This window comes from Nocardioides sp. LHD-245 (assembly GCF_030929495.1).
Taxonomy (GTDB): Bacteria; Actinomycetota; Actinomycetes; order Propionibacteriales; family Nocardioidaceae; genus Nocardioides.
The window spans coordinates 60,041-85,258 of record NZ_JAVFWN010000014.1 but is presented as its reverse complement, the minus strand read 5'-3'; the positions used below and the strand labels follow the sequence as shown (position 1 = coordinate 85,258).

At 71.0% G+C, this 25,218-nt stretch carries 24 protein-coding genes; 6 read left to right on the top strand and 18 right to left on the bottom strand.

Features of this window, described 5'->3' with window-relative positions:
* Positions 1–39: 39 nt before the first annotated feature.
* On the bottom strand, positions 40–1,059 hold the full coding sequence (locus RB608_RS20335) for a zinc-dependent alcohol dehydrogenase family protein (protein WP_308089878.1): 1,020 nt from the start codon (positions 1,057–1,059) through the stop codon (positions 40–42).
* Positions 1,060–1,142: 83 nt separating this feature from the next.
* Between RB608_RS20335 and RB608_RS20330 the strand changes: the two genes are divergently transcribed.
* The 4 genes from RB608_RS20330 (at position 1,143) to RB608_RS20315 (ending at position 5,294) form a co-directional block, all read left to right on the top strand.
* Positions 1,143–2,684 (top strand): UDP-N-acetylglucosamine 1-carboxyvinyltransferase, encoded by a 1,542-nt coding sequence (locus RB608_RS20330; RefSeq protein ID WP_308089877.1) that lies wholly within the window; start codon positions 1,143–1,145, stop codon positions 2,682–2,684.
* Positions 2,685–2,688: 4 nt separating this feature from the next.
* Positions 2,689–3,480 carry a glycerophosphodiester phosphodiesterase family protein gene (locus RB608_RS20325; RefSeq protein WP_308089876.1) on the top strand — a complete coding sequence of 264 codons (792 nt, stop codon included), beginning with the start codon at positions 2,689–2,691 and terminating at the stop codon, positions 3,478–3,480.
* Positions 3,477–4,832 carry an MFS transporter gene (locus RB608_RS20320; RefSeq protein ID WP_308089875.1) on the top strand — a complete coding sequence of 452 codons (1,356 nt, stop codon included), beginning with the start codon at positions 3,477–3,479 and terminating at the stop codon, positions 4,830–4,832. The genes RB608_RS20325 and RB608_RS20320 overlap by 4 nt, the downstream gene beginning before the upstream one ends.
* A 72-nt stretch (positions 4,833–4,904) precedes the next feature.
* Entirely contained in the window at positions 4,905–5,294 is a 390-nt protein-coding gene (locus tag RB608_RS20315) for an RNA polymerase-binding protein RbpA (protein WP_308089874.1), read from the top strand.
* 13 nt (positions 5,295–5,307) lie between these two features.
* On the opposite strand, the gene RB608_RS20310 is transcribed toward RB608_RS20315, so the two are convergent.
* The 4 genes from RB608_RS20310 to RB608_RS20295 form a co-directional block, all read right to left on the bottom strand.
* Positions 5,308–5,781: an FxsA family protein gene (locus RB608_RS20310; RefSeq protein ID WP_308089873.1), complete on the bottom strand. Its 474-nt coding sequence runs from the start codon at positions 5,779–5,781 to the stop codon at positions 5,308–5,310.
* A 25-nt stretch (positions 5,782–5,806) separates the two neighbouring features.
* Complete coding sequence (locus tag RB608_RS20305) at positions 5,807–6,553, bottom strand: polyprenol monophosphomannose synthase (RefSeq protein ID WP_308089999.1); 747 nt, start codon at positions 6,551–6,553, stop codon at positions 5,807–5,809.
* A 28-nt stretch (positions 6,554–6,581) separates the two neighbouring features.
* Complete coding sequence (gene lnt, locus RB608_RS20300; RefSeq protein WP_308089872.1) at positions 6,582–8,150, bottom strand: apolipoprotein N-acyltransferase; 1,569 nt, start codon at positions 8,148–8,150, stop codon at positions 6,582–6,584.
* Between the two features lie 442 nt (positions 8,151–8,592).
* Positions 8,593–9,057, bottom strand: coding sequence for an Lrp/AsnC family transcriptional regulator (locus RB608_RS20295; RefSeq protein WP_308089871.1), 465 nt, complete (start codon positions 9,055–9,057; stop codon positions 8,593–8,595).
* A 24-nt stretch (positions 9,058–9,081) separates the two neighbouring features.
* Between RB608_RS20295 and RB608_RS20290 the strand changes: the two genes are divergently transcribed.
* Positions 9,082–10,050: a 5'-3' exonuclease H3TH domain-containing protein gene (locus tag RB608_RS20290; RefSeq protein WP_392391026.1), complete on the top strand. Its 969-nt coding sequence runs from the start codon at positions 9,082–9,084 to the stop codon at positions 10,048–10,050.
* A gap of 116 nt (positions 10,051–10,166) precedes the next feature.
* Here the strand turns inward: RB608_RS20290 and RB608_RS20285 are convergent, their stop codons facing one another.
* From RB608_RS20285 to dop, 13 genes are all read right to left on the bottom strand, one after another.
* On the bottom strand, positions 10,167–12,956 hold the full coding sequence (locus tag RB608_RS20285) for a DEAD/DEAH box helicase (protein ID WP_308089869.1): 2,790 nt from the start codon (positions 12,954–12,956) through the stop codon (positions 10,167–10,169).
* Complete coding sequence (locus RB608_RS20280; protein WP_308089868.1) at positions 12,953–13,822, bottom strand: diacylglycerol kinase; 870 nt, start codon at positions 13,820–13,822, stop codon at positions 12,953–12,955. Before RB608_RS20280 ends, RB608_RS20285 begins: the two co-directional genes overlap by 4 nt.
* On the bottom strand, positions 13,822–14,658 hold the full coding sequence (gene tatC / locus RB608_RS20275) for a twin-arginine translocase subunit TatC (RefSeq protein ID WP_308089867.1): 837 nt from the start codon (positions 14,656–14,658) through the stop codon (positions 13,822–13,824). The genes RB608_RS20280 and tatC overlap by 1 nt, the downstream gene beginning before the upstream one ends.
* Before the next feature lie 2 nt (positions 14,659–14,660).
* Positions 14,661–14,939 carry a twin-arginine translocase TatA/TatE family subunit gene (gene tatA, locus RB608_RS20270; RefSeq protein ID WP_392391025.1) on the bottom strand — a complete coding sequence of 93 codons (279 nt, stop codon included), beginning with the start codon at positions 14,937–14,939 and terminating at the stop codon, positions 14,661–14,663.
* Positions 14,940–14,997: 58 nt separating this feature from the next.
* Positions 14,998–16,005 carry a WYL domain-containing protein gene (locus RB608_RS20265; protein WP_308089865.1) on the bottom strand — a complete coding sequence of 336 codons (1,008 nt, stop codon included), beginning with the start codon at positions 16,003–16,005 and terminating at the stop codon, positions 14,998–15,000.
* 94 nt (positions 16,006–16,099) lie between these two features.
* On the bottom strand, positions 16,100–17,062 hold the full coding sequence (locus RB608_RS20260; RefSeq protein ID WP_308089864.1) for a WYL domain-containing protein: 963 nt from the start codon (positions 17,060–17,062) through the stop codon (positions 16,100–16,102).
* Positions 17,043–18,146, bottom strand: coding sequence for an FKBP-type peptidyl-prolyl cis-trans isomerase (locus RB608_RS20255; RefSeq protein WP_308089998.1), 1,104 nt, complete (start codon positions 18,144–18,146; stop codon positions 17,043–17,045). Before RB608_RS20255 ends, RB608_RS20260 begins: the two co-directional genes overlap by 20 nt.
* Positions 18,147–18,186: 40 nt before the next feature.
* Entirely contained in the window at positions 18,187–19,548 is a 1,362-nt protein-coding gene (gene pafA, locus RB608_RS20250) for a Pup--protein ligase (protein WP_308089863.1), read from the bottom strand.
* Between the two features lie 93 nt (positions 19,549–19,641).
* Positions 19,642–20,604, bottom strand: coding sequence for a hypothetical protein (locus RB608_RS20245; RefSeq protein WP_308089862.1), 963 nt, complete (start codon positions 20,602–20,604; stop codon positions 19,642–19,644).
* Between the two features lie 183 nt (positions 20,605–20,787).
* Complete coding sequence (gene prcA / locus RB608_RS20240; RefSeq protein WP_308089861.1) at positions 20,788–21,600, bottom strand: proteasome subunit alpha; 813 nt, start codon at positions 21,598–21,600, stop codon at positions 20,788–20,790.
* Position 21,601: 1 nt separating this feature from the next.
* Positions 21,602–22,459, bottom strand: coding sequence for a proteasome subunit beta (prcB, locus tag RB608_RS20235; protein ID WP_308089860.1), 858 nt, complete (start codon positions 22,457–22,459; stop codon positions 21,602–21,604).
* A gap of 6 nt (positions 22,460–22,465) precedes the next feature.
* Positions 22,466–22,663 carry a ubiquitin-like protein Pup gene (locus RB608_RS20230; protein WP_308089859.1) on the bottom strand — a complete coding sequence of 66 codons (198 nt, stop codon included), beginning with the start codon at positions 22,661–22,663 and terminating at the stop codon, positions 22,466–22,468.
* A gap of 17 nt (positions 22,664–22,680) precedes the next feature.
* Positions 22,681–24,189 carry a depupylase/deamidase Dop gene (gene dop, locus RB608_RS20225; RefSeq protein ID WP_308089858.1) on the bottom strand — a complete coding sequence of 503 codons (1,509 nt, stop codon included), beginning with the start codon at positions 24,187–24,189 and terminating at the stop codon, positions 22,681–22,683.
* Positions 24,190–24,255: 66 nt separating this feature from the next.
* Between dop and RB608_RS20220 the strand changes: the two genes are divergently transcribed.
* Positions 24,256–25,050, top strand: a complete 795-nt coding sequence (locus tag RB608_RS20220; RefSeq protein ID WP_308089857.1) for a DUF1206 domain-containing protein — start codon at positions 24,256–24,258, stop codon at positions 25,048–25,050.
* The last annotated feature ends 168 nt before the right edge of the window (positions 25,051–25,218 follow it).

Below are 25,218 nucleotides of genomic sequence, written 5' to 3'. Positions count from 1 at the left end.
GTCGCCACGCTAGGTCGCGACGTCGACATCCGCGCGGTGTCACGGCCGCAGCAGCACCTTGATCGCCCGGCGCTCGTCCATGGCGCGGTAGCCGTCGGCCACCTCGGCGAGGGGCAGGGCGAGATCGAAGACCCGGCCCGGCTCGATACGGCGCTCCTGGACCGCCGTCAGCAGCTCGGGGAGGTAGCGGCGCACCGGCGCGATGCCGCCGCGCAGCCCGATGTTCCTCTCGAACAGGGTGCGCACGGGCAGCTCGATGCCGTGCGGCACCCCCACGAAGCCGACGCCGCCGCCCGGGCGGGCGACGCCGATCGCGGTGGTCATCGCGTCGTTGGTGCCGACGCACTCCAGGACCGCGTCGGCGCCGATGCCGTCGGTGAGCTCGCGCACCTCGGCGACTCCCTCCTCGCCGCGGGCGGCGACGACATGGGTCGCACCGAAGGCGCGGGCGAGCTCCTGGCGGGGCTCGTGGCGCGACATCGCGATGATCCGCTCCGCGCCGAGCATCGAGGCGGCGATGACGCCGCACAGCCCCACCGCGCCGTCGCCGACCACGACGGCCGTGTCACCGGGCTTCACGCCGGCCGCGACGGCGGCGTGCCAGCCGGTCGGCATCACGTCGCTGAGCGCCAGCAGCGAGGCGAGCAGCGCGTCGTCGTCCGCGGGGGCCTCGGTGCGGACCAGGCTCCCATCGGCCTGCCCGACCCGGGCGTACTCCGCCTGCCCGCTGGTCGTGCCGCCGAGGTTGACGCACGCGGAGTGGACGCCGGCGCGGCAGTGGGCGCAGGTGTTGTCGCAGTGGCAGAACGGGACGACGACGAAGTCGCCGGCACGGATGTCGCGGACCTCGCTGCCGACCTCCTCCACGACGCCCACGCACTCGTGCCCGATCGTGGCTCCGGGACGGATCCGGTTCTCGCCGCGGTAGGGCCACAGGTCGGATCCGCAGATGCAGCCGGCCGTCACCTTGACGATGGCGTCGGTGGGCCTCTTGAGCTGGGGATCCGGGACCTCTTCGAACCGGATGTCACCCGCGGCGTGGATCGTGGTCGCGTGCATGTGAGGATCCTCGCAGACCTTCCCTGGGGCGGCAGCCCGCCGTGGCGACTTGCGCTATCTCATATGTGAGTTACCGTCGAGGCATGACGCTCGACGTGCCCCACGAAGACTACAAGGGCCGGATCGGCAACCTGATCCGCGACGCCCGCAAGCACCGCGGGCTCACCCAGGCCCAGCTCGCCGAACGCCTCGGCACCAGCCAGAGCGCGATCAATCGCATCGAGAAGGGCCACCAGAACCTATCCCTGGAGATGCTCGCCAGGATCGGCGCCGCGCTGGACTCCGAGATCGTCGCGCTCGGTGCCGGACCCACCCATCTGCGGGTCAAGGGCCCGACCGCGCTGTCCGGCAGCATCGACGTCAAGACCTCGAAGAACGCCGGCGTCGCGCTGCTGTGCGCGGCACTGCTCAACCGGGGCCGCACCACCCTGCGCAAGGTGGCGCGGATCGAGGAGGTCAACCGGCTGCTCGAGGTGCTGACGAGCATCGGCGTGCAGACGCGCTGGATCAACGCGGACAACGACCTCGAGATCATCCCGCCCAAGGACATCGACCTCACCCGGATCGACGAGGAGGCCGCGCGGCGGACCCGCTCGGTCATCATGTTCCTCGGCCCCCTGCTCCACCGGGCCGACACCTTCGAGCTGCCGTACGCCGGGGGCTGCAACCTCGGCACCCGCACGGTCGAGCCACACATGTCGGCGCTGCGGCCGTTCGGCCTGGAGGTGAAGGCCACCGACGGCTGGTACCACGCGCAGCTCAACCGGGCGATCGTCCCCGGCCGACCGATCGTGCTCACCGAGCGCGGCGACACGGTGACCGAGAACGCGCTGATGGCAGCCGCCCTGCACCCGGGCACCACCGTCATCCGCAACGCCTCGTCCAACTACATGGTCCAGGACCTGTGCTTCTACCTGCAGGCGCTCGGCGTCGAGGTCGAGGGCATCGGCACGACGACACTCACCGTCACCGGCCGCGAGACCATCGACGTCGACGTCGACTACTCCCCCAGCGAGGACCCGATCGAGGCGATGTCGCTGCTCGCCGCGGCGATCGTCACCCGTTCCGAGATCACCATCCGGCGCGCGCCGATCGAGTTCCTGGAGATCGAGCTCGCGGTCCTGGAGGAGATGGGCTTCCGCTACGACCGCTCCGAGGAGTACCTCGCGGCCAACGGACGCACCCGGCTCGTCGACATCACGACCCACCCCTCGGACCTCGTCGCGCCGCGCGACAAGATCCACCCGATGCCCTTCCCGGGCCTCAACATCGACAACCTGCCCTTCTTCGCGGTCATCGCCGCCGTGGCCGAGGGCACGACGTACCTCAACGACTGGGTCTACGACAACCGGGCGATCTACCTCACCGAGCTCAACAAGCTCGGCGGGCGGGTCACCCTGCTCGACCCCCACCGGGTGCAGATCGACGGCCCCACGTCATGGACCGGCACCGAGCTGGTCTGCCCGCCGGCCCTGCGGCCCGCCGTCGTCGTCCTGCTCGCCATGCTGGCGAGCAAGGGCACCTCGGTGCTGCGCAGCACCTACGTCATCCACCGCGGCTACGAGGACCTCGCCGAGCGACTCAGCGACCTCGGTGCCGAGATCGAGACGTTCAGAGACATCTAGGGCCGTGACCTACCTCGAGCCGGGCCGGGTGCTGGCGTTCGCGCACCGTGGCGGCGCCTACCATCCCGAGATCGAGGGTCTCGAGAACACCCTGGCCGCCTTCCGGCACGCCGCGGCCCTGGGCTACGACTACCTCGAGACCGACGTCCACGTGACCGCCGACGGCGTCCTGCTCGCCTTCCACGACGACGTGCTGGACCGGGTCACCGACCGGCAGGGCGCCGTGGGGCGGCTCACCCTGGCCGACGTACGCCGGGCCCGGATCGCCGGCCGCGAGCAGGTGCCGACGCTGGTCGAGCTCCTCGACGCCTTCCCCGACGCCCGGTTCAACATCGACCTCAAGTCCGACGGAGCCGTGACCGCGCTGGCCGACCTGGTCCGGGAGCGCGATCTGTGGGACCGCCTGCTCGTGGCGTCGTTCTCCCGCCGGCGGATCCGGCGGTTCCGGGAGCTCACCGGCGACCGGGTGCCCACCGCGGCCGACCCCTGGCAGATCGTGGCCTTCCGGCTCTCCCCCAGCACCCGGCTCGCCCGGCTGCTCGCCGGCCGTGGCTTCGCCGCCTTCCAGGTCCCGCACCGCCGGCGCGGGTTCACCGTGACCACCGCCGGTCTGGTCCGCCGGGCGCACGCCGCCGGTCTCCAGGTCCACGTCTGGACCATCGACGACCCGGCCGAGATGACCACCCTGCTCGACCGCGGGGTCGACGGGCTCTTCACGGACCGCACCGACCTGCTCAAGGATGTCCTCCTGGCGCGCGGCCAGTGGCGGTCGGCGCAGGGAGGGGCGACAGCATGAGCGAGGCGAGCGGCATCGCGGACCTGGGACCGCTGAACCGGGCCCGGGAGCAGCGCGCCTGGTACTTCACGGACTGGGCCGCCTCGGCCTTCCAGACCACCGTGGCGGGCGTCCTGTTCGCGCCCTATCTCATCTCGGTCGCCGAGAACGCCGTCGGCGAGCACGGTCGGATCCATGTCCTCGGACTCGCGATCGCGCCGGGCTCGCTGCCGTCGTACGTCATCACGATCTCGACCCTGCTCAGCGCCCTGATCTTCCCGATCGTCGGCGCCCTCGCCGACCGCACCGCCCGCAAGCCGGACCTGCTCGTCGGCCTGTCCTGGGTGGGTGCGACCGCAGCCGGCCTGCTGTTCTTCATGAGTGGCGAGAACTGGCTGTTCGGCAGCATCGCGTTCATGGTCGCCAACCTCGCCGCGGGGGCGGCGATCGTCGTCAGCGACTCGGTCCTGCCGCTGATCTCGACGGAGGCCGAACGCGACCGGACGTCGTCGGTCGGCTGGGCCTACGGGTACGCCGGCGGCGGGCTGCTGCTCGCCGTCAACTTCCTCGTCGTCACCTTCCACGAGGCGCTCGGACTCGACAAGGAGATGGCCGTGCGCCTCTCGCTGCTGTCGGCGGCGGTGTGGTGGGCGGCGTTCATGATCATCCCGTGGCGCGGCATCAAGCAGCACCAGCCGGCCGCCGTGGAGGACGTCGAGGGCGGCCTGCTGAGCCGTTCCTTCGGCCAGCTCGCGGCCACGCTGAAGGATCTGCGCAACTATCCGGTCGCCCTGACCTTCCTGGTCGCCTACCTGTTCTTCAACGACGGCATCCAGACCGTCATCGCTTCCGCGTCGACGTTCGGCATCGAGGAGCTGGACTTCGAGGAGGGCACGGTCCTCGGCACCTACCTGCTGGTCCAGTTCGTCGCGATGTTCGGCGCGATCGCCTTCGGCCGCGCGGCCGCGCGCTTTGGCGCCAAGAAGGTGATCCTCGGCGGCATCGTGGGCTGGATGGGCATCGTCACCGTCGCGCTCGTGGTGCCGAAGGGACAGCTGGTGCCGTTCCTCGTCCTCGGCGTCGCGATCGGCGTCGTCCTGGGCGGCACCCAGGCGCTCGCGCGGTCGTACTTCTCGCTGTTCATCCCCCGCGGCAAGGAGGCGGAGTACTTCAGCCTCTACCACGCCATGGACCGGGGCACCTCCTGGTTCGGGACGCTGACCTTCGGGCTGGTCTACCAGCTCACCGACTCCTACCGGCCGGCGATCTTCGCCCTGATCGCGTTCTTCGTCCTCGGCGGCCTGCTGCTCCTGCGCGTCGACACCGAGCGCGGCATCCGCGACGCCGGCAATGCCCGCCCCGCGGTCATCTGAGCCGGGATTGGAACCTTTTACCGCCGGGTAGCGTTAAAGGGTTCGAGGACGAGACACGGGAGGTGGGGTCTGATGGCAGAGCGCACACTGCGCGGTGCCCGACTGGGGGGCCAGTCCTTCGAGGACGAGCGCGGGATCGAGTTCGCTGCCCGACAGCAGGTCGGCTACAAGTGCCCGCACGGCCACGAGTTCGAGATCACGATGTCGATCGAGGCCGACGTGCCGGCCGTCTGGGAGTGCCCGCGCTGCGGCCTCGAGGCGGAGTCGACCGCCGGCATCGAGCGTGAGGTGAAGGCCGAGAAGCCACAGCGCACCCACTGGGACATGCTGCTCGAGCGTCGCTCGGAGAAGGAGCTCGAGGAGATCCTCACCGAGCGGCTCGAGCTGCTCCGCGGGGGCGAGATCGGTCCGGCGCACCTGCACCGCGCCAACGCCCGCAAGAAGAAGCCCGCGAAGGCCTGAGCGACGCGGGGGCTCACTCCCCCTCGTCGATGACCTCGCCCCGGACCACGGTCGGTCCGGGGCGAGTGCCGTTTCCGGGGGCCATCGGCGCCGTACGACGGGTCACCTGCCGGCCGGCGTAGGCCATCAGCAGGCCGCGGAACAACGGCCGGGTGACGGGCACGATGAGCAGGATGCCGAGCACGTCGGTGACGAAGCCCGGGCTGAGCAGGAAGGCGCCGCCGAGCACCACCAGGACGCCGTCCGCGAGCTCGCGAGCCGGTAGGCGGCCGGTCTCCACCCGCTCCCGCAGCGCGAGCCAGGCCCGCCTTCCCTCGCGCTTGATCAGCCAGGCACCGACGATGCTGTCGAGGACGAGGAGCAGGATCGTCCACCAGGGACCGATCACCTGGCCGACCTGGATGAGGACGACGATCTCGAGGACCGGCATCACCACGAAGGCGAGGAACAGCAGCACCGCGGCGCGGCGGCGCGACCTCCGGCTCATCCGGTCCTCCCCCTCGTCGGCGTCATCAGGTGTGCTGCACCTGGCGCTCCGGCGCGTCCCGCCGCCGGTGCTTCATCTGGGTCCAGCGCTCGCGCAGCCCCCACCAGGTGATCCGCCTGAGGGACTCCAAGGCGACCTGCCCGCTCATCTTCGACTCGCCGCGGACCCGCTCGACGAACTCGATGGGGACCTCGCGCACGGTCAGGCCGGCGTGGAGGGTGCGGGTGACCAGGTCGGTCTGGAAGACGTAGCCGGTGGACTCGACCTCGTCGAGGCGGATCTTCTCCAGCGTGGAGCGGCGGAAGAGCCGGAACCCGGCGGTGGCGTCGCGGACCCGGATGCCGAGCAGCAGCCGGACGTAGAGGTTGCCGCCCCGGGAGAGGACCTCGCGCTCCCACGGCCAGTTGACCACCGACCCGCCGGGGACCCAGCGCGAGCCGATCACCAGGTCGGCGTCCAGGAGGCCGTCGAGCAGCCGCTGGAGCTGTTCGGGCTGGTGGGAGCCGTCGGCATCCATCTCGCCGATGACGTCGTACCCCTCCGCGAGAGCCCAGGCGAAGCCGGCGAGATAGGCGGCCCCGAGCCCCTCCTTGGCGGTGCGGTGGAGGACATGGATCTGGCTATCGGCGAGCGCGAGCCGGTCGGCGAGGGCCCCGGTGCCGTCGGGCGAGCCGTCGTCGACCACGAGGATGTCGAGGTGGGGCTGGGCGGTGCGGACGCGATCGACGATCCAGTCGATGTTCTCGGCCTCGTTGTAGGTCGGGATGACCATCACCGCGCGGCCCAGCGTGGAGAGCTGGTCAGACAACGGGTGCCTCACTCGGGGTCGGGGACGGCGCAGGCGGCTCCACGGGAGGATCCACCTGCGCAGGGCCATCGAACTCTTGCCTTCGACGGTACGCGACGGCACCTGACACGAGAGCACCGAGCGTCAGGAGGGTGAACAACCGGGCCGGCCACGGACCCAGCCACATGGCGGGGGTGAGCGCCGTGCTCAGGCCGACCCTCTCGACGAGCACGTCCGTCGTGCGCGGCGTCGCGGAGGCGACCACCGTGCCGTCGGGCGCGATGACGCCGGTCTGACCGTTCGTCGAGGCGACCGCGAGCCAGCGCCCGGCCTCGATCGCGCGCAGCCGGGTGATCGCGAACTGCTGCTCGATCTGGTGGGTGAAGATGAAGCTCGCGTTGCTGGTCTGGACCACGAGCAGCTCGGCGCCGTCGCGGACCTGCGGCGGCATCACGTCGTCGTAGGCCACGTCGAAGCAGATGGCGTCGCCCACCCGGACGCCGGCGACCCGCAGCGGCTCGGTGCGGGTGCCGCTCTTCATGTCCCGGGTGATCAGCGCCAGCTTGCCGAACTCGGGGTTCCAGAGGTCACGCATCGGGATGTACTCGCCGTAGGGCACGGGGTGGTGCTTGGTGTAGCGGTCCCCCGGTCCGGTGACCGGGTCCCAGACGATGCCCTGGTTGAGGACGTGCTTCGGCCCGGCGCCCACGATCCCGCCCACCACCACCGGCACCTGGACGGCCGCGACGGCCTCCCGGATGCCGGTGTTGACCCGACCGGGCTCGAAGGGGTCCACGGCGGTGGAGTTCTCCGGCCACAGCACGAAGTCCGGCCGTGGCACCCGCCCGGCGGCGACGTCGGCGGCCAGCCGGACCGTCGCGTCGACGTGGTTGCGGGTCACGCCCTCGTGGTCCCACAGGATGTCGTTGCCCGGTCCCGGGACGTCGCCCTGCACGACCGCCACCGTCGTGCTGCCGGTCTCGGGGACGTCGTACGGCGCCACAGCGGGGGTCACCAGCACCGCCAGGACGCCGACCGTCGCGGCGGCCCAGGCCCGCCGCCGCTCGCCGGCCAGCGCCGCCTCGGCGAGCCGGGCCAGGAAGAACCCTGCGAGCGCCAGCAGGAAGGAGAGGCCGGTCAGGCCGACGTAGGCGACCGCCGGGGCCACGGGGGTGTCGATCGCGGCGAACGAGAGCCGGCCCCACGGCATGCCGCTGAACGGCCAGCCGCTGCGCACCGTCTCCATCGTGGTCCAGGCCGCTGCCAGCCACAGCGGCCAGAGCGGCAGCCGCCGCAGTAGGGGCACGGCGAGGCCCAGCAGGCCGTAGAAGAGCGCCTCGATGGTGGACAGGGCCAGCCAGGCGTCCGACCCGATCGAGCCCCGCATCCAGGAGATGTGGCTGAAGTAGTAGACGACGCCGAAGACGAGACCGACCAGCCCCGCCCGGCGTACGGCGAGGTCGCGGGTGGCGAGCGCGTAGCAGGCGACGCCGAACGGCAGTAGCCACGGGAGGGCCACGGGCTCGAAGGACGCGGTGAGCAGCGCGCCACCGACGACCGCGAGAAGAAGACGCTGCACCACGGCGCCGAGCCTAGCCGCGCCCGGCCGGGCCGCGGCGTCCGGGAGGCACCGGCGCTCGCGCCGTCAGGCGCGGAAGGACTCGGGTCGCCTTCGGACCATCCCGGCGGCCGACTGGCTGCCGCCGCCCGCGACGTTGTCTAGGGAGATCCGAGTCCTTCCGGCTCGCCCCCGAGGAGCGAACCGACCTCCGCGAACCGTCCCCGTGCGGAGCTGGTGCTACTCCGCCGACATACGGCCACTCGGACGTCGGTCCGCCGGCCACGACCTGCACGGGCGAACGTCTCCGTACTTTGGTGAGCGCCAACCGTCCTGTCAACCGGCCGCTGACCTGCGGTGATACGCGTTCTCGCAGGTCAGGGCGGGACGCCGTGGCGGCAAGAAAACTGGAAAAATCGGTCCGCTCCCGGCGTGTCGCGTGGCGACGCGCCGGAGGCGGTGTCGGTCAGTGCCCGACCGGCCGGTTCTCGTAGTAGGTCGAGAGCACGATCGTGGTGCGGGTCGACACGTTGGCCGCCGAGCGGATCCGGCCGAGCAGCAGCTCGAGCTCGGCCGGCGTCTCGGTGCGCACCTTCAGCAGGTAGGACTCCTCGCCCGCGACCGACCAGCACGACTCGATCTCCGGGAGCCCGATGAGGCGATCGGGACAGTCGTCGGGCTGGGATGGGTCGATCGGCCGGATCGCGATGAACGCCGTCAGGGGCACGCCGATCTCGGCGTAGTTGACGGTGGCGCCGTAGCCGAGGATGAGGCCGCGCTGCTCCAGGCGCTTGACGCGCTGGTGCACGGCCGAGGTGGACAGTCCCGTCGCGCGCCCGAGGTCGGTGTAGGACATCCGCCCGTCCTTGGCCAGGAGCTCCAGGATCTGCCGGTCGATGGCCTCGACCGCTGGATGGCTGCTCTGACTCACGGCGCCACCCTAATAGGCTGCGCCATGATGACTGAGCGCCTTCTACTCCTCGATACGGCCAGCCTCTACTTCCGCGCCTACTTCGGCTCCCCGGAGATGCTCGCGCCGGACGGCACGAACGTGAATGCCGTGCGCGGGCTGCTCGGCTACATCTCCCAGCTCGTCGACCAGTACCGGCCCACGCATCTGGCCTGCTGCTGGGACGACGACTGGCGTCCCCAGTGGCGGGTGGACCTGATCCCGACGTACAAGGCGCACCGCGTCGTCGAGGAGGTCCCGGACGCTCCGGTCGCCGAAGGCAGCGGGGAGCGAAGCGACCGACGCTACGTCGAGGAGGTCCCCGACCCGCTGGAGCTGCAGGTCCCGGTCATCCGCGACGTCCTCGCGGCGTTCGGCATCGCCGTGGTCGGGGCGCCCGGCTACGAGGCCGACGACGTCATCGGCACCCTCGCCACCGGTGCCGGCATGCCGGTCGATGTCGTGACCGGCGACCGCGACCTGTTCCAGCTCGTCGACGACGCCGCCTCTGTGCGGGTGCTGTACGTCGGCAAGGGCGTCGGGCGCCACGAGCGGGTCGACGAGTCCTGGGTGCTGGAGAAGTACGGCGTGCGCGCCGACCAGTACGCCGACTTCGCCACCCTCCGCGGGGATGCCTCCGACGGCCTGCCCGGCGTGAAGGGCGTCGGAGAGAAGACCGCGGCCAGCATGCTGCAGAAGTACGGCGACCTGGCCGGCATCGTCGCCGCCGTCGACGACCGCGCGAGCGACCTCGGCCCGGGGCCGCGGGCCAAGATCAGGGAGGCTGCGGGCTACCTGGCCGTGGCTCCGACGGTCGTGGCCGTGGCCCGCGACATCGACCTCCCGCGCGACCACCTCGCGCTCCCCCGCACGCCCGCCGATCCCGAGGCCCTCGCCGCCCTGGTCGAGCGGTGGTCGCTGAGCTCGCCGGTCGAGCGGCTCACGGGGGTGCTGGCCTCGTCTTCTGCGGGCTGACGCGTTGCGGTTTGGTCCCAAACCGCGTGCGACACGCCGAGGAGGCATGCGGTTTGTGCCCGATCGTGCGTGTCGACGCCGTCTCGGCGGCCCCGGGCCGACGCCCCGGCCCCGGACTAGCCGGTGGCGACGATCCCCCGCCGCAGCAGCTTGACCAGCTGCCGCGCGGCGTCGCGGACCGGCGTACCGGCGGCGGCGTCGGAGATCTGGCCGGCGAAGTCGATGAGCTGTTTCATCTGGCGCACGAAGTCGCCCGCGGTCTGGTCGTTGCGGGTGATCACCTCGTCGAGCTCCTGGCCCTCCGCCCAGCGCCACGCGGTCCACGCGAAGCCGGCGTCGGGGCGGCGCAGGAAGTCGAGGCGGTGGTCGCGCTCCAGGCGCTCCAGGTCTCCCCACAGCCGCGTCATCGCCTCGATCGTGGTGGCGATAACGCCCCCGGGGACGCTCGGCGGGCCGTCCTCGGGGCGGCGGGCCTCGTAGACGAGCGCGGACAGCACGGCGCCGAGCTGGGACGGCGTCAGCTCGTCCCACAGACCCAGCCGCAACGACTCGGCGGCGACCAGGTCGAGCTCGGAGTAGATCCGCATCAGGCTGCGGCCCCGCTCGGTGACCTCGTCGCCTTCGAGGTAGTCGAGCGCCTCCAGGACCTCGCAGACCCGGTCGAAGGTCCGCGCGACGGTGTTGGTGCGCCGCTCGATGCGCTGGGCGAGGACGTCGGTGTCCTTCCGCAGCTTGGCGTGCCGCTCGGCCCAGCGCGCGTGGTCCTCGCGCTCCGCGCAGCCGTGGCAGGGATGCTCGCGGATCCGGGCCCGCAGCGCCCGGATCTCGCTCGCGACGGCCTCGTCGACCGGACCGCGCTCCGCCGGGGGTCGGGTGACGGAGAGCGGCAGCGCGCGGACCGCCTCGCGGACCTGTTGGGCGATGTCCTTGCGCTGGTGCGGGTTGCGGGCGTCGACCCGCTTGGGCAGCCGGATGTGGGCAACCGGCTCCACCGGTGTCGGGAAGTCCAGCATCGCCAGCCGGCGCCCCTGGCGCTCGGCGGTGATCACGAGGGGACGGTGGCCGTGCTCGGACAGGCCCGGGTCGACGACGACGGCCGGCCCCGCGAACTTGCCGACGGGCACGACGATGATGTCACCCGGTGTGAGCCGCTCCAGCGACGCGAGAGCCTCGCCGCGCCGGTCCTGCCGTCGCGACCTGCTCGACTCCTTCTCCAGCTCCGAGACCTGCCGGCGCAGCGCGGCGTACTCCATGAAGTCCCCGAGATGGCACCGGGCGGACTCGGCGTAGCCCTCGAGCGCGTCCTCGGCCTTGCGCTGCTGGCGGGCGAGCCCGACCACGGCCCGGTCGGCCTGGAACTGCGCGAACGACTGCTCCAGCAGCTCACGCGCCTGGTGGCGGCCGTAGGAGTGCACCAGGTTGACGGCCATGTTGTACGACGGCCGGAAGCTGCTCCGCAGCGGGTAGGTGCGCGTGGAGGCGAGACCGGCGAGCTCGCGCGGGTTCATCCCCGGCTGCCAGAGCACGACGGCGTGGCCCTCGATGTCGAGGCCACGGCGCCCGGCGCGGCCGGTGAGCTGGGTGTACTCGCCCGGTGTGATGTCGGCGTGCGTCTCGCCGTTCCACTTGCTCAGCTTCTCCAGCACGACGGTGCGGGCCGGCATGTTGATGCCGAGGGCGAGGGTCTCGGTCGCGAAGACGATCTTGATCAGCCCGCGCAGGTAGAGCGCCTCGACGCACTCCTTGAACGCCGGCAGCATGCCGGCGTGGTGCGCGGCGACGCCGCGGGAGGCGGCGTCGAGGAAGTCGTGGTAGCGGAGCACCTGGAGGTCGGCCGACGGCAGCCCGCCGAGCGCCTGCTCGACGTACGCGATGACCTCATCGCGCTCCTCGGACGTCGTCAGCCTCAGGTTGGCGTCGAGGCACTGCTGCACGGCCGCGTCGCAGCCGGCGCGGCTGAAGATGAAGTCGATGGCGGGCAGCAGGTTGTCGCGCTGCAGCCGCTCGACCACGTCGAGGCGGCCGGGGATCCAGATCCGGCGACCGTTGCCGACGTTGCGACTGCCCGCTCCACCGGGGCGCGAGCCCTTGGCGGTGCGATGGCCCTTGAGCCGCGTGGAGGCCCAGTCGTCGCGCGCCAGCTTCATCAGCTCGTCGTTGACCGGAGCGCCCTCCCGGACGAACCCCGCGGCCGCGTCGACATCGGTGGACGCGAACAGGTCGAGCAGCCGGCGGCCGACCATCACGTGCTGGAACAGCGGCACCGGGCGGCGCTCGGCGACGATCGTGCGCGTCGAGCCGCGCACCGTCTCGAGCCACTCGCCGAACTCCTCCGCGTTGGAGACGGTCGCGGACAAGGAGATCACCGACACCGACTCGGGCAGGTGGATGATGACCTCCTCCCAGACCGCGCCGCGGGAGCGGTCGGCGAGGTAGTGCACCTCGTCCATCACCACGAAACCGAGGCCGACGAGCGTGCGGGAGCGCGCGTAGAGCATGTTGCGCAGCACCTCGGTGGTCATCACGACCACCGGCGCCTCGCCGTTGATCGTGGTGTCACCGGTCAGCAGGCCGACCCGGTCGGCGCCGTACCGCTCGACGAGGTCGTGGTACTTCTGGTTGGACAGCGCCTTGATCGGCGTCGTGTAGAAGCACTTGCGGTCGGTCTCGAGCGCGAGGTGGACGGCGAACTCCCCCACCACGGTCTTGCCGGCGCCCGTCGGGGCCGCGACCAGCACACCGTCGCCGGCCTCGACCGCCTTGCAGCCCTCGACCTGGAAGCCGTCGAGCTCGAAGGGGAAGCCGGCGGCGAAGTCGCGGAAGACGGGGTGTCCCCGGTCCTTGCGGTACGACGCGTAGCGCTCGGCGGGACTCTGCTGCTCGGCGTCGCTCTCGTGGGCGCTCATGCCATCACCCGCACGGCACCGGGGACCACGTCGACGGTCAGCGGCAGCGGCCCGAAGCGCTCGCCGTCGGCGTACCCGACGATGCCGGGGCTGGCGATCGTCACCCGCCGGACGCGGTGCCGCTCGTACTGCGGATGGCTCACGTGTCTCCCGTCGAAGAGCTTGGGGAAGGTCCGCACCAGCTGCACCCGGCTGACCGGCTTGATGAGGACCACGTCGAGGAGGCCGTCGTCGAGCTGCGCTCCGTGGGTGATGCGCAGACCGCCGCCGAAGGAGGGGCCGTTGCCGACGGCCACCAGCATCGCCTCCAGGCGGCGCTCGACGCCGTCGAGCTCCAGGACGTACGGCAGCGGCTCGAAGACCCGCAGCTCGGCGAGCGTGGCCAGGTTGTAGCGCATCTGACCCCGGGGCCAGCGCATCTGGTTGGCGCGCTCGTTGACGATCGCGTCGAAGCCCGCGGCGAGCACGCCACCGAAGTAGCGATCGCCGATCCGGGCCAGGTCGATGGTGCGCGGCGAGGCCTGCGTGATGCGGGTCGCGGCTGCGGCGCCGTGGCCCAGCGGCAGGTCGAAGTAGCGGGCGAAGTCGTTGCCGGTGCCCGCCGGGAGGATCCCGATCGGCACCTCGGTGCCGGCCGCGGCCTGCAGACCGATGTTGACCATGCCGTCGCCGCCGCACAGGACCAGGACGTCGGGCTCCTCCGCCACCGCGAGCCGGGCGAGGTCGAGCGACTCGCCGGCGTCGCGACCGGTCAGGGCGGTCGTGCGCCAGCCGGCGCCGTGGAAGCGCGGCAACGCCTCGTCGCGCATCCGGGCACCGCGCCCCTTCCCCGCGGTGGGGTTGGTGAGGACGATCGCGCGCGGCATCAGATCGGGCTTGGCTCGTCGGGCGAGAGACCGGCGTTGATCGCCTTCCGGTCGCGGCGCCGGTCGTTGAAGCGTGCGATCACCTCGGAGACGAGGAAGAGCACCACCATCGGCACCGCCATGAAGCTCATCGTGAACGGGTCGCCCGAGGGCGTGATGACGGCGGCGAAGATGAACGTCCCGACGATCATCCAGGGCCGGTGGGCGCCGAGCGTCTTGCCCTTGAGCACGCCGGCCATGTTGAGCAGGACCACGAAGACCGGGATCTCGAAGGCGATGCCGAAGCCGAGCAGGGTCCGACTGAAGAAGGTGAGGTAGTCGTTGAACTCGACCAGGTTGGTCAGCTCGTCGGGGTTGAGCCCGATCAGGATCTCGAGGCCCTTCGGCAGGGTGACGTAGCCCAGCACGATGCCGACGACGAACAGCGGACCCGCGATGACCGCGAAGATCCCCGTCCACCGCTTCTCGCTCGCGTGCAGGCCCGGGAGGATGAAGGCCCAGATCTGGTAGAGCCAGACCGGGCTGGAGCCCACCAGCGCCGCGAGGCCGCACAGCTTGAGGTACAGCAGGAAGCCGCCGGCCGGCCCCGAGGTCGTCGCCTCGCTGGACCCGGCCGGCAGCTTCGCCTGGGCGTCGAGGTAGGGCTCGAGCACCAACTGGAAGAGCTGGTCGAAGAAGAACAGCGCGATCGCGAACGCGAGCACCACCGCGAAGCCCGCCTTGAGGATGCGCGCGCGCAGCTCCCGAAGGTGGTCGGACAGCGCCATCCGGCCGTCGTCGCCGACGGGATGGACGGGCTTTCCGATGAAGAGCTTGAAGAGACCCGTGAACGCCAAGGTCAGGCGTTGTTCTCGCGGCGCTCGTCGACGATCTCGCCCTCGGTCACGTCATCGAGGTGAGCCTCGTCGGCAGGGGGGAGCTCCCCGGTCGACTTAGGCGCGGACGGGGACTTCTTGTCGTCGTCGCGCAGGCCTTTGGTCTCGGCCTTGAAGATCCGCAGTGCCTGTCCCGTGCCGCGCGCGAGGTCGGGCAGCTTGGCTGCCCCGAAGACCAGGATCACGATCGCCAGGATGATGAGCCACTCGGCTCCCTGGGGCATTCCGATCAGGGGAATCATCGGCGGGACCAACTCTCGATCATCGGTTTCGACTGTCGCTGGCCATGCTACGCCCCTCTCAGCGGTAGAGGCTGAGGGTCTCCCGTGCGCGAGCGGTGAACGTGTCGGTGAATTCTGCGGGTCGGACCACGGTGGCGTGCGGCGCGAGGCGCAGCAGCAGCCGGGTCAGCCACCGCCGGTCGACCACGACGAGGTCGACCTCCGCCGATCCGTCGGCGGCGGGACGCACCTCCCGCACCGGGTAGTAGTCGGTCGCCCACCGTGCCTGCGGGTCGAGGCGCAGCGTGACGACCGTGGCGTCCGGCACGGCGTCGTCGGTGAACAGCCCGTCGCTCAGGTCCCGCGGCGCCCGCGGCGTCGTCGTCGGTGCGCTCGGCAGCAACTCGGCCTTCGTGATCCGGTCCAGCCGGAACAGCCGGTCACCGCCCGCCCGGTGACAGTGTGCGTCGAGGTAGGAGAAGACCCCGTGGGCGACCACGCCGTACGGGTCGACGATCCGCTCGGACTCCTCGTCGCGCGACGGCACGAAGTAGAGCAGCCGCAGCTGCCGCCGGGAGGCCACCGCCTCGTCGGCGAGTGCGGTCAGCTGGGCGACCACGACCTGCTGGGCGTCGCGCGGCGACGGCGTGATCTCCACGCGCGGCGCTCCGGCGGCCGCCTCCAGCTTTGCGAGCACCCGGTCGACCAGCTCGGGCGTGGCACCCGCCGAGGCGGTGTCCCGGAGCATCCGGAGCGCCACGATCATCGCCGACGCCTCCGTCGCGCTGAGCCGCAGCGGTCGGGCGAGGTAGTCGGCGTTCTCGATCCGGATCACGCCCTCGGTCACCGGGCTTCCCGCCTCCGTGACGATCGCGTCGAGGTCGACGTCGATCAGGTCGTCGGGCAGGCCGCCCGGGAGACCACACATGAAGAGGACCTTGAGATCCTGCACGACCTGCTGGGGCGTCGTACCCAGGAGCGTCGCGGCCTCCTCCAGGCGGACCCCGTCGCGGTGGTGCAGGAACGGCACCAGGGTCAACAGCCGGGCGACCTGGTCGCGGGCGCCGGGCGCCGGCGTACGGCTCACGAGATCGCTCCTCCCGCCTCTCGATTGGGCACAAACTGCAGCCTGTTCCGGCGTGTCGTTGCGGTTTGGGACCAAACCGCAACAGCATCGCCGGTCACGGCACGGCCTGCGTCAGCCGCGCAACGACCTGCTCGCGGACGTCGACGGGCTCGAGCAGGACCACGTCCGGACCGTGCGAGAGCACCTCGTCGGCCAACCCCTGGGTGGGACGCTCCAGGACGATGCGGTCCCAGCCGGTCCGGTCGTCGGGCCCGGGTACGCCGACCTCGACCCGCGCGGCCGCCCGCCGCAGGCCGTGGCCGGCACCGTCCCGGACCAGCAGGACGGCGGTCGTGTGCGGGATCGGTGGTGCCATCCGCCGCGCGATCTCGCGAACGTCGGTCTCGGCCGGCACGTCGTACGCGCCGGGCGGCCCGACGAGCCGGACCTCGCCCCGGACCCGGGACAGCCGGAAGACGCGCTCGGCCTGCCGGTCGGCGTCGTGGCCGACGAGGTACCACCGCCCGGAGTACCGCACCACGCCCCAGGGCTGGACCCGCCGCCGCATCGGTGCGTCGGAGTCGGGACGTTGGTAGTCGAACTCGATCGCGTTGCGCTCGCAGACGGCGATCCAGCAGCGCTCGAAGGCGGGCTCCTCCGCGGTCAGCAGCGGGCGGGCGATCTCGAGTGCGTCCAGATCGACGTCGATGCCGGACGCGGTCAGCTTGCGGACGGCGTCCGTCGTGGCCTGCGCCATGGTCGCGTGCTGCCACACCCGGGAGGCGATGCCGACGACCGCGGCCTCCTCGGGCGTCAGCTCCACGTCGGGGAGCGCGAAGGCCTCCGGTGGGATCCGGTAGCCGACCTCGTCCTCGAAGAACGGGTCGATCGTCGCCACCTCGACGGGGACGCCGAGACTGCGCAGCTCCTCCTTGTCGCGCTCGAACATCTTCTCGAACGCGTCCAGGCGCGAGTCCGGGTACAGCAACTCACGGATCCGCTCCTTGGCGATCGGTCTGCGCTGCACCAGGAGCATGATCAGCAGGTTGAGCAGGCGCTCACTTTTCGGTGCTGGCATCCGTACTCGGCTCGGGGGCGTTCTCGGGAGTCGTCTCGGGAGTCGTCTCGGGCGCGGGAGTCTGTTCGGGGGTCGGCTCCGGCTTCGGCTTGGTGTCGGCTGCATCGAGGATGTCGACGACGAAGTAGAGCGTCGAGTCGGCCGGGATGTCCTCGCCCTGCCCCTCCTTGCCGTACCCGAGCTTCGGCGGGATCTGGAGCAGGACACGGCTGCCGACCGGCAGGCCGACCAGCGCCTTCGACCAGCCCTTGACGACCGAGGCGTCCTTGCCGCCCACGACCGCCTCGAGGCCCCGTCCGTCGGCGTAGCTGGAGTCGAACGGCTTCTCGCCGTCCGGGATCTGGCCGAGATAGCTGACCAGGATCGTCTGGCCCTTCGCGACCACCGGGCCGGTGCCCTCGGTCAGCGTCGCCACCTCGAGCTTGCCGCTCGGCTTCGGCGCGTCCGCGAAGTCCAGGCTGGCCGGCAGTCCGGCCTCCTCGACGATCTTCGGCGCCCAGCCGGGAGCGGCCGCCTCGGTGCCCTCGGGTCCGGCGATGCCGACGATGTCGGCGACGAACAGCAGGCCGTCCTCGTTGCCGATGTCGAGCCCGGCGAGCAGGATGGCCGCCTGGCTGCCGAGGTAGCCGCCGAAGACGACATCACTGCCGACCGTGACGGCGATCCGGCTGCCGACCTTCTGGCCCGCCTCGATCTCGTCGGCGAAGCCGAGGGAGAGCAGATCGGTGAGGGTCTGCGGCTCCTTCTCGGCGCCGACCTTGACCAGCGTGCTGAGCGAGGTGGCGTCGTGGCTGCTGTAGTTGACCTTGTGGGTCCAGCCGTCGGCGAGCGTGAACTCGACCCGGACGACGTCGTCCTTCTTCAGCTCGGCGCCGTCACCCTCGGTGAGGACCTCGGCCTGGGGCTTCCCGGCGGTCATGACCGACTTCCAGTCCAGCTTCGGGGCCTCGCCGACCGGACCGCTGATCGTGACCGCGTCGAGGCCCTTGGCCTCGTCGGAATCGGATCCGCCGCAGGCGGCCAGAGCCAGGCTCGCGGGCAGCAGGGTCGACAAGAGCAACAGGGAGGGACGTCGCAGGCGCATCAGCACGCGCAAACCCTACCGACTACCAGGTAGGCGCGTGTCACATGCCGTCGATCAGACGCTGTACCCGCTCGTCGTACGCCCGGAACGGGTCCTTGCAGAGGACGGTCCGCTGGGCCTGGTCGTTGAGCTTGAGGTGCACCCAGTCGACCGTGAAGTCACGGCGGCGCTCCTGGGCCCGGCGGATGAACTCGCCGCGCAGCCGGGCGCGGGTGTTCTGCGGCGGCACCGACTTCGCCTCGAAGATCTTGAGGTCGGAGGTCACCCGAGCGACGGCGCCGCGCTTCTCCAGCAGGTAGTAGAGGCCCCGGTTGCGGTGGATGTCGTGGTAGGCGAGATCGAGCTGTGCCACCCGCGGGTGGCTGAGCGGCAGGCCGTGCTTGGCCCGGTAGCGGTCGATCAGCTTCCACTTGATGACCCAGTCGATCTCGCGGTCGACCAGACCGAGATCGTCCGACTCGACGGCCTTGAGACCGCGCTCCCACAGGTCGAGGGCGCGTTCGATGACCGGCGTGGAGATCCCGCGCCGGTCGACGAAGTCGCGTGCCTTGGAGAGGTACTCCCCCTGGATCTCCAGCGCGCTGGCCTCCCTGCCGTTGGCCAGACGCACCTTCCGCTGACCCGTGACGTCGTGGGAGATCTCGCGGATCGCCCGGATCGGGTTCTCCATCGTGAGGTCGCGCATCACCACACCCTCCTCGATCATCCGCAGCACGAGGTCACAGCTCGCCACCTTGAGCATGGTGGTCGTCTCGCTCATGTTGGAGTCGCCGACGATCACATGCAGCCGGCGGTACTTCTCCGCGTCCGCGTGGGGCTCGTCGCGGGTGTTGATGATCGGCCGGCTCCGGGTCGTCGCGCTGCTCACGCCCTCCCAGATGTGCTCGGCGCGCTGGCTCACCGAGTAGGTCGTCCCCCGCGGGGTCTGCGTCACCTTCCCCGCGCCGACGATGATCTGCCGGGTCACCAGGAACGGGATCAGTACGTCGGCGAGCCGGCTGAACTCCCCGGCGCGGCTGACGAGGTAGTTCTCGTGACAGCCGTAGGAGTTGCCGGCCGAGTCGGTGTTGTTCTTGAACAGGTAGATCTCGCCGGCGATCCCCTCGTCGTGGAGCCGCTGCTCGGCATCGAGCAGCAGCCCCTCGAGGACCCGCTCCCCCGCCTTGTCGTGCGTCACCAGCTCGGCGATGTCGTCACACTCCGGCGTCGCGTACTCCGGATGGCTGCCGACGTCGAGGTAGAGGCGGGCGCCGTTGCGCAGAAAGACGTTGCTGCTGCGCCCCCAGCTGACCACCTTGCGGAACAGGTAGCGTGCCACCTCGTCGGGACTCAGCCTCCGCTGCCCCCGGAACGTGCACGTCACGCCGTACTCGTTCTCGATCCCGAAGATCCGACGGTCCATGAAGGCACATTACTGCTGTGTTGGGCATCGCGGCGGTCGATGCGGGGTCGGTCGTTGCGGTTTGGTCCCAAACCGCAACATTCCGGGCCAGACTCATGCGGTTCTTGCCCAATCGAGGGGGTTCGTCGATCGGTACCAGCGATTCATCACCCGCGATCGGCCCGTCTCCGAATAGAGGGAATCGCCGACCAGGGCCCGCCAGGCCCGGAGCCTGGCGGCCTTGTGGGGGCGGTCGAGCAGGCGGTCGAGCTCGTGCATGAGGATGGCCGGATGGTTGAGCAGGTCGTCCAGGGTATAGCCGCGTCGGACGTACGACGTGCGGGTGAGCGCGCGCTCGCGACGCAAGTCACGTCGATGAACGGCCTTGTCGCGGTGCACCGCGCCGTCGTACTCGTGGAGGCTCGTCGTTCCGACGACGAGTAGGTCGGCACGACAGACGAAGACCCCGTCGTCGTCGAAGATGTCGACCTGCGACTCGGTCGGCACGTCCAGAACCTGGTGGAACCGGTGCAGAAGCGTCTCGCCGGCCGACTCGGCCCGCTTGGTGCGGCTGTGCCACACGGCCCGTAGGCGTCGGGTTCCCGGCCGCTTCAACGCCAGAACCCTCTCGATATCGCTGTTGTTGACATGCCCGAGCCGCGCGGCCGAGTCGACCATGATGGCGAGATCGAGATCCCCGAGGTCTCGTGCGGCTCGTAGCAGGATCTCTGCCGGCTCGTCGACGGGCAGGCCGTGGACGACGCGGACCTTCGAGTCGTGGACCAGCCGCGAGCAGATCATGCCGGGCCGCCGGGGACGCTTCGCTCCTCGTACGGCGGCGAAGTGCGGGACCTGTTCCGGCAGCGCGGGCAGCTGCCACCCGAGGAGCCGCGCGCCCGTCACGTGAGTGAAGACGGCATCGGCAGGAAGCACCATACGCAACGCGCTCAGGTCGCGGAGGAAGTTCTCCCACGGCTCGAGCTCCGTAGTCTCCAACCGATACAGACCGTGCGCGACACGCTGATGCCCAGCTGTGCGCACTTCACCACGGATGGCGCCGTCCGGCCCGAACTGCATGACGCCCAGACTCGACGTCCGACCGGCCAGGATCAAGCCTCATCTGTCTGCCTGTGGATAGACCCCCGAGGGACTGCCGGGACCGGCCTCCCCAAGGCTCATCGATTGGGCAGAAACCACGTGCCCAGCCCTGATATTGATGCGGTTTGGGACCAAACCGCATCAATATCAGCACCCAGGAGGCTACAGCGGCGGGGCGACGGGAGGCTCGTCGGCACTGCCGGACTCGGGGGCGTCGCCCACCGGGGTCTCGGAGCTGTGCTGCTCGGGAGCCGTCTCGGCCGGGCCGCGGTCTCCGATCAGCTCGGCGACTCGGGCGGGGAGGATGCGGCGGAACTTCCGGGGCTGCGCGCGCGTGCGGTCGAGGACGGCGACCTCGAGGTCCTCGATGGGGATGACCCGGTCCTGCACCTGGCCGCCGTCGGAGGAGCGGCCCAGCGCCGCGACGGCGACCTGGAGGGCCGCGTCGAGGGACGCCCCGTCGGTGTAGTGCTCCTTGAGGTACGCCGAGACGGTGTCGGCGTCGCCGCCCATGACCGCGAAGCCGTGCTCATCGGCCACCCGGCCCTCGTAGGTGAGCCGGTAGATCTGGTCGTCGGCGGCGGTGGCGCCGACCTCGGCGACGAAGATCTCGACCTCGTAGGGCTTCTCGCCGCCCGAGGAGAAGATCGTGCCGAGGGTCTGGGCATAGGCGTTGGCGAGGCCGCGGCCGGTGACGTCGCGCCGGTCGTAGGAGTAGCCGCGCATGTCGGCGAGCCGGACCCCGGCGATGCGGAGGTTCTCGAACTCGTTGTAGCGGCCGACGGCGGCGAACGCGAGCCGGTCGTAGAGCTCGGAGACCTTGTGCAGGGCCTGCGAGGGGTTCTCGGTGACGAGGAGGACGCCGTCGGCGTACTGCACCGCCGCGAGGGACCGGCCGCGGGCGATGCCCTTGCGGGCGAAGTCCGCCCGGTCCTTCATCAGCTGCTCGGGCGAGACGTAGAAGGGGGTGCTCATCTCAGGCCTCCTCCCCCGCGCCGGGCAGGGGTGCGAGCGGTCCGTCGGGTCGGGCCATCCGGGCGCCCACGACCTGGTCGGCGAGCGCGCCGATGGCGGCCTCGTCGAGCTGGACGGCGCCGTCGGCGGTCACGACCCACACGATCGGGAAGATCCGGCGGGTCAGGTCGGGTCCGCCGGTGGCGGAGTCGTCGTCGGCGGCGTCGTAGAGCGCCTGGAGACACACCCGGACCGCGTCGTCGGAGGACAGCCCCTCGTGCCACAGCTTCTTCAGGGCGCCGCGGGCGAACAGGGAGCCGGAGCCGACGGTGAAGAAGGACGCCTCCTCGTGGCGGCCGCCGGTGACGTCGTATCCGAAGATCCGTCCGGTGCCGCTGTCGACGTCGTACCCGGCGAACATGGGTACGACGGCCAGGCCCTGCATCGCCATGCCGAGATTGGCGCGGATGAGTGCCGAGAGCCGGTTGGCCTTGCCGTCGAGCGAGAGCAGCGAGCCCTCGATCTTCTCGTAGTGCTCGAGCTCGACCTGGAACAGGCGGACCATCTCGACCGCGAGCCCGGCGGTGCCGGCGATGCCGACCACGGAGTACTCGTCGGCGGGGAAGACCTTCTGGATGTCGCGCTGGGCGATCACGTTGCCCATGGTGGCGCGGCGGTCACCGGCCATCACGAGGCCGCCGGGGAAGGTGACCGCGACGATGGTGGTGCCGTGCGGCGCGAGGTCGCCCGCGGCGCCGGGACTGCCCGCGGGCAGCGACCGGCGGGCCGGCAACAGGTCGGGGGCATTCTCGGCGAGGAAGTCGCTGAAGGAGGAGGTCCCCGGGCGCAGGAAGGCACCCGGGATGCGCGCGTCGTTCATCGGGGACTACTCGCCACCCTTCTGGATGAACGACTTCACGAAGTCCTCGGCGTTGGTCTCGAGCACGTCGTCGATCTCGTCGAGGATCGCGTCGACGTCGTCGTCGAGGGCCTCCTTGCGCTCGGCCACCTCGGACTCGGGAGCGACCTCGGTCGTCTCCTCCGCCTCGTCGGACTTGCGCGGCTGCTTCTGCTCCTGGGCCATGGCTCCAGCCTATCCACCTAGCGGCTGAGCGCGCGGACGAGTTCGTCAGCCGTCGCGCACCGCTCGATCAGCTCCCCGACGTGCGCCTTGCTGCCCCGCAGCGGATCGATCGTGGGAACGCGCTGGAGCGACTCGCGTCCGGGCAGGTCGAAGATCACCGAGTCCCAGGACGCGGCGGCGATGTCGGCGGCGTACTTCTCCAGGCAGCGGCCGCGGAAGTAGGCGCGGGTCTCCTCGGGCGGGTTCGTCATCGCCCGGTCGACGTCGTCGTCGGTGAGCAGCCGCTGGATCCGCCCCGCGCCGACGAGGCGGTGGTAGAGCCCCTTCTCGGGCCGGATGTCGGAGTACTGGTAGTCGATGAGCTGCAGCTTCGCGTCGTCCCAGGCCAGGCCGTCGCGCGAGCGGTACTGCTCGATCAGCCTGAGCTTGGCGACCCAGTCGAGCTGGTCGGCCAGCGACATCGGGTCGGACTCGAGACGGGTGAGCACGTCCTCCCAACGGGCCAGTACGTCGACCGTCTGGGCGTCGGCATCGACGCCGTAGCGGTCCTCGACGTACTTCTTCGCGAGGTCGAGGTACTCGAGCTGCAGCTGGATACCGGTCAGCCTCCGCCCGTCGGCCATGGTGACCGTCTGGCGCAACGTCGGGTCGTGGGACACGGCCCGCAGCGCCGCGACCGGCGTATCGACGGCCAGGTCGCGGCCGATGAAGCGGTCCTCGATCATCGCGAGGACCAGTGAGGTCGTGCCGACCTTGAGGTAGGTCGCGATCTCGGCCAGGTTGGCGTCGCCGATGATGACGTGCAGGCGGCGGTACTTCTCCGGGTCGGCGTGCGGCTCGTCGCGCGTGTTGATGATCGGCCGCTTCAGCGTGGTCTCGAGCCCGACCTCGACCTCGAAGAAGTCGGCACGCTGGCTGATCTGGAAGCCGTGGTCGCGCCCGTCCTGGCCCTTGCCGACCCGGCCCGCGCCGCAGAAGACCTGTCGGCTCACGAAGAAGGGGGTCAGGTGCCGGACGATGTCGGCGAACGGGGTCGAGCGGCGCATGAGGTAGTTCTCGTGCGCGCCGTACGAGGCGCCCTTGTTGTCGGTGTTGTTCTTGTAGAGAACGATCGACGGGTTGCCGGGCAGCTGCTGTGCGCGCCGGGCGGCGTCGAGCATGACCTGCTCCCCCGCCTTGTCCCAGCGGACGATGTCGAGCGGGCTGACGACCTCCGGGGTGGAGTACTCCGGGTGGGCGTGGTCGACGTAGAGCCGGGCACCGTTGGTGAGGATGACGTTGGCGAGGCCGAGATCCTCGTCGGTGAGCTGGGTCGGGTCGGCGATCTGCCGCGACATGTCGAAGCCGCGGGCGTCGCGCAGCGGCGACTCCTCCTCGAAGTCCCAGCGCGCGCGACGGGCTCGCACGGTGGCCGTGGCGTACGCGTTGACGACCTGCGACGACGCCACCATCGGGTTGGCGGTCGGCTGGCCCTGGACCGAGATGCCGTACTCCACCTCGGTGCCCATCACGCGGCGCACGCTCATGCGTCCAGCCTACGGGTACGCCGACGCTCCGGCATCGGTACGCCGCGTGCGGGTACCTCCTCGGGCATGCACGACCACCCGGCTTTGGACCGACTCGCCCGGGCCGGCCGGGTCGCCTACGGACTTGTCTACGGGCTGGTCGCCTGGCTGGCCGCCGCGCTCGCCCTCGGCGACCGGCAGGGCACCCCGTCGGGGCAGGGTGCCTTCCAGCAGCTGGCCGAGGACCCCGTCGGTCGGGTGACCCTCTGGCTGGTCGCCGCCGGCCTGGCCGGGCTCGCCGTCGATCAGGCGGTCCGCGTCGTCCGTGGGCCGGACGGGTCGGACGGGCCGGACGGGGCGGACCGGTGGGCCGTCCGGGCGGGCTGCGGCGGGCGCACCGTCGTCCTGGGCCTCCTGACCGTGCTCGCGGTCCGCTCGGCACTCGGCGACGGGGGCGGCGGACGGCGTACGCCCCAGGGCGTGACGGTCGCGCTGCTCGATCTGCCGGTCGGGCCGGCGATCGTCGTCGCGCTCGGCGTCGGCATCGTCGGCGTCGGCGCGATCAGCGCCGTCAAGGGGCTCGGCGACGGGTGGCGCGACGACCTCGAGGTGGACGGGCAGACCGGAGCCACGGGCACCGTGATCTCAGTGCTGGCCCGGGCCGGCTACCTGAGCCGGGGCGCGGCCTTCGCCGTGATCGGCGTGCTGTTCGCGTGGGCGGGCGTGACTCACGACCCGAGCAGGTCGGGCGGCCTGGACCAGGCGGTCGTGAGGTTCCGCGACGAGCCGTACGGCCGCGGCGTGATCCTGGTCGTCGCGGTCGGGCTGGCCTGCTACGGCGCCTACCACGTCGCCCGCGCGTGGTACCTGCGCGGGCGGTGACGCAACGGGCCCCGCACCGAGTGGTGCGGGGCCCGTTCGCGTCAGGGGTCAGCGACCCTTGGCGACCTTCACCGCGGCGGTGACGCCGAGCGCGACGAGGGCGACGATGATGAGCTTCTTGACCACGGGGGGCTCCTGTCGGAAGGGGGACGTTCGGGGACGTGGCCC

What these genes read in the sequence shown, in the direction of transcription:
- RB608_RS20335 (WP_308089878.1), bottom strand. Translation starts at nt 1,059, where the DNA reads ATGCACGCGACCACGATCCACGCCGCGGGTGACATCCGGTTCGAAGAG.
- RB608_RS20330 (WP_308089877.1), top strand. Translation starts at nt 1,143, where the DNA reads ATGACGCTCGACGTGCCCCACGAAGACTACAAGGGCCGGATCGGCAAC.
- RB608_RS20320 (WP_308089875.1), top strand. Translation starts at nt 3,477, where the DNA reads ATGAGCGAGGCGAGCGGCATCGCGGACCTGGGACCGCTGAACCGGGCC.
- RB608_RS20315 (WP_308089874.1), top strand. Translation starts at nt 4,905, where the DNA reads ATGGCAGAGCGCACACTGCGCGGTGCCCGACTGGGGGGCCAGTCCTTC.
- RB608_RS20310 (WP_308089873.1), bottom strand. Translation starts at nt 5,781, where the DNA reads ATGAGCCGGAGGTCGCGCCGCCGCGCCGCGGTGCTGCTGTTCCTCGCC.
- RB608_RS20305 (WP_308089999.1), bottom strand. Translation starts at nt 6,553, where the DNA reads ATGGTCATCCCGACCTACAACGAGGCCGAGAACATCGACTGGATCGTC.
- RB608_RS20290 (WP_392391026.1), top strand. Translation starts at nt 9,082, where the DNA reads ATGATGACTGAGCGCCTTCTACTCCTCGATACGGCCAGCCTCTACTTC.
- RB608_RS20285 (WP_308089869.1), bottom strand. Translation starts at nt 12,956, where the DNA reads ATGAGCGCCCACGAGAGCGACGCCGAGCAGCAGAGTCCCGCCGAGCGC.
- RB608_RS20280 (WP_308089868.1), bottom strand. Translation starts at nt 13,822, where the DNA reads ATGCCGCGCGCGATCGTCCTCACCAACCCCACCGCGGGGAAGGGGCGC.
- tatA (WP_392391025.1), bottom strand. Translation starts at nt 14,939, where the DNA reads ATGATTCCCCTGATCGGAATGCCCCAGGGAGCCGAGTGGCTCATCATC.
- RB608_RS20260 (WP_308089864.1), bottom strand. Translation starts at nt 17,062, where the DNA reads ATGCCAGCACCGAAAAGTGAGCGCCTGCTCAACCTGCTGATCATGCTC.
- RB608_RS20255 (WP_308089998.1), bottom strand. Translation starts at nt 18,146, where the DNA reads ATGCGCCTGCGACGTCCCTCCCTGTTGCTCTTGTCGACCCTGCTGCCC.
- pafA (WP_308089863.1), bottom strand. Translation starts at nt 19,548, where the DNA reads ATGGACCGTCGGATCTTCGGGATCGAGAACGAGTACGGCGTGACGTGC.
- RB608_RS20245 (WP_308089862.1), bottom strand. Translation starts at nt 20,604, where the DNA reads ATGCAGTTCGGGCCGGACGGCGCCATCCGTGGTGAAGTGCGCACAGCT.
- prcA (WP_308089861.1), bottom strand. Translation starts at nt 21,600, where the DNA reads ATGAGCACCCCCTTCTACGTCTCGCCCGAGCAGCTGATGAAGGACCGG.
- prcB (WP_308089860.1), bottom strand. Translation starts at nt 22,459, where the DNA reads ATGAACGACGCGCGCATCCCGGGTGCCTTCCTGCGCCCGGGGACCTCC.
- RB608_RS20230 (WP_308089859.1), bottom strand. Translation starts at nt 22,663, where the DNA reads ATGGCCCAGGAGCAGAAGCAGCCGCGCAAGTCCGACGAGGCGGAGGAG.
- dop (WP_308089858.1), bottom strand. Translation starts at nt 24,189, where the DNA reads ATGAGCGTGCGCCGCGTGATGGGCACCGAGGTGGAGTACGGCATCTCG.
- RB608_RS20220 (WP_308089857.1), top strand. Translation starts at nt 24,256, where the DNA reads ATGCACGACCACCCGGCTTTGGACCGACTCGCCCGGGCCGGCCGGGTC.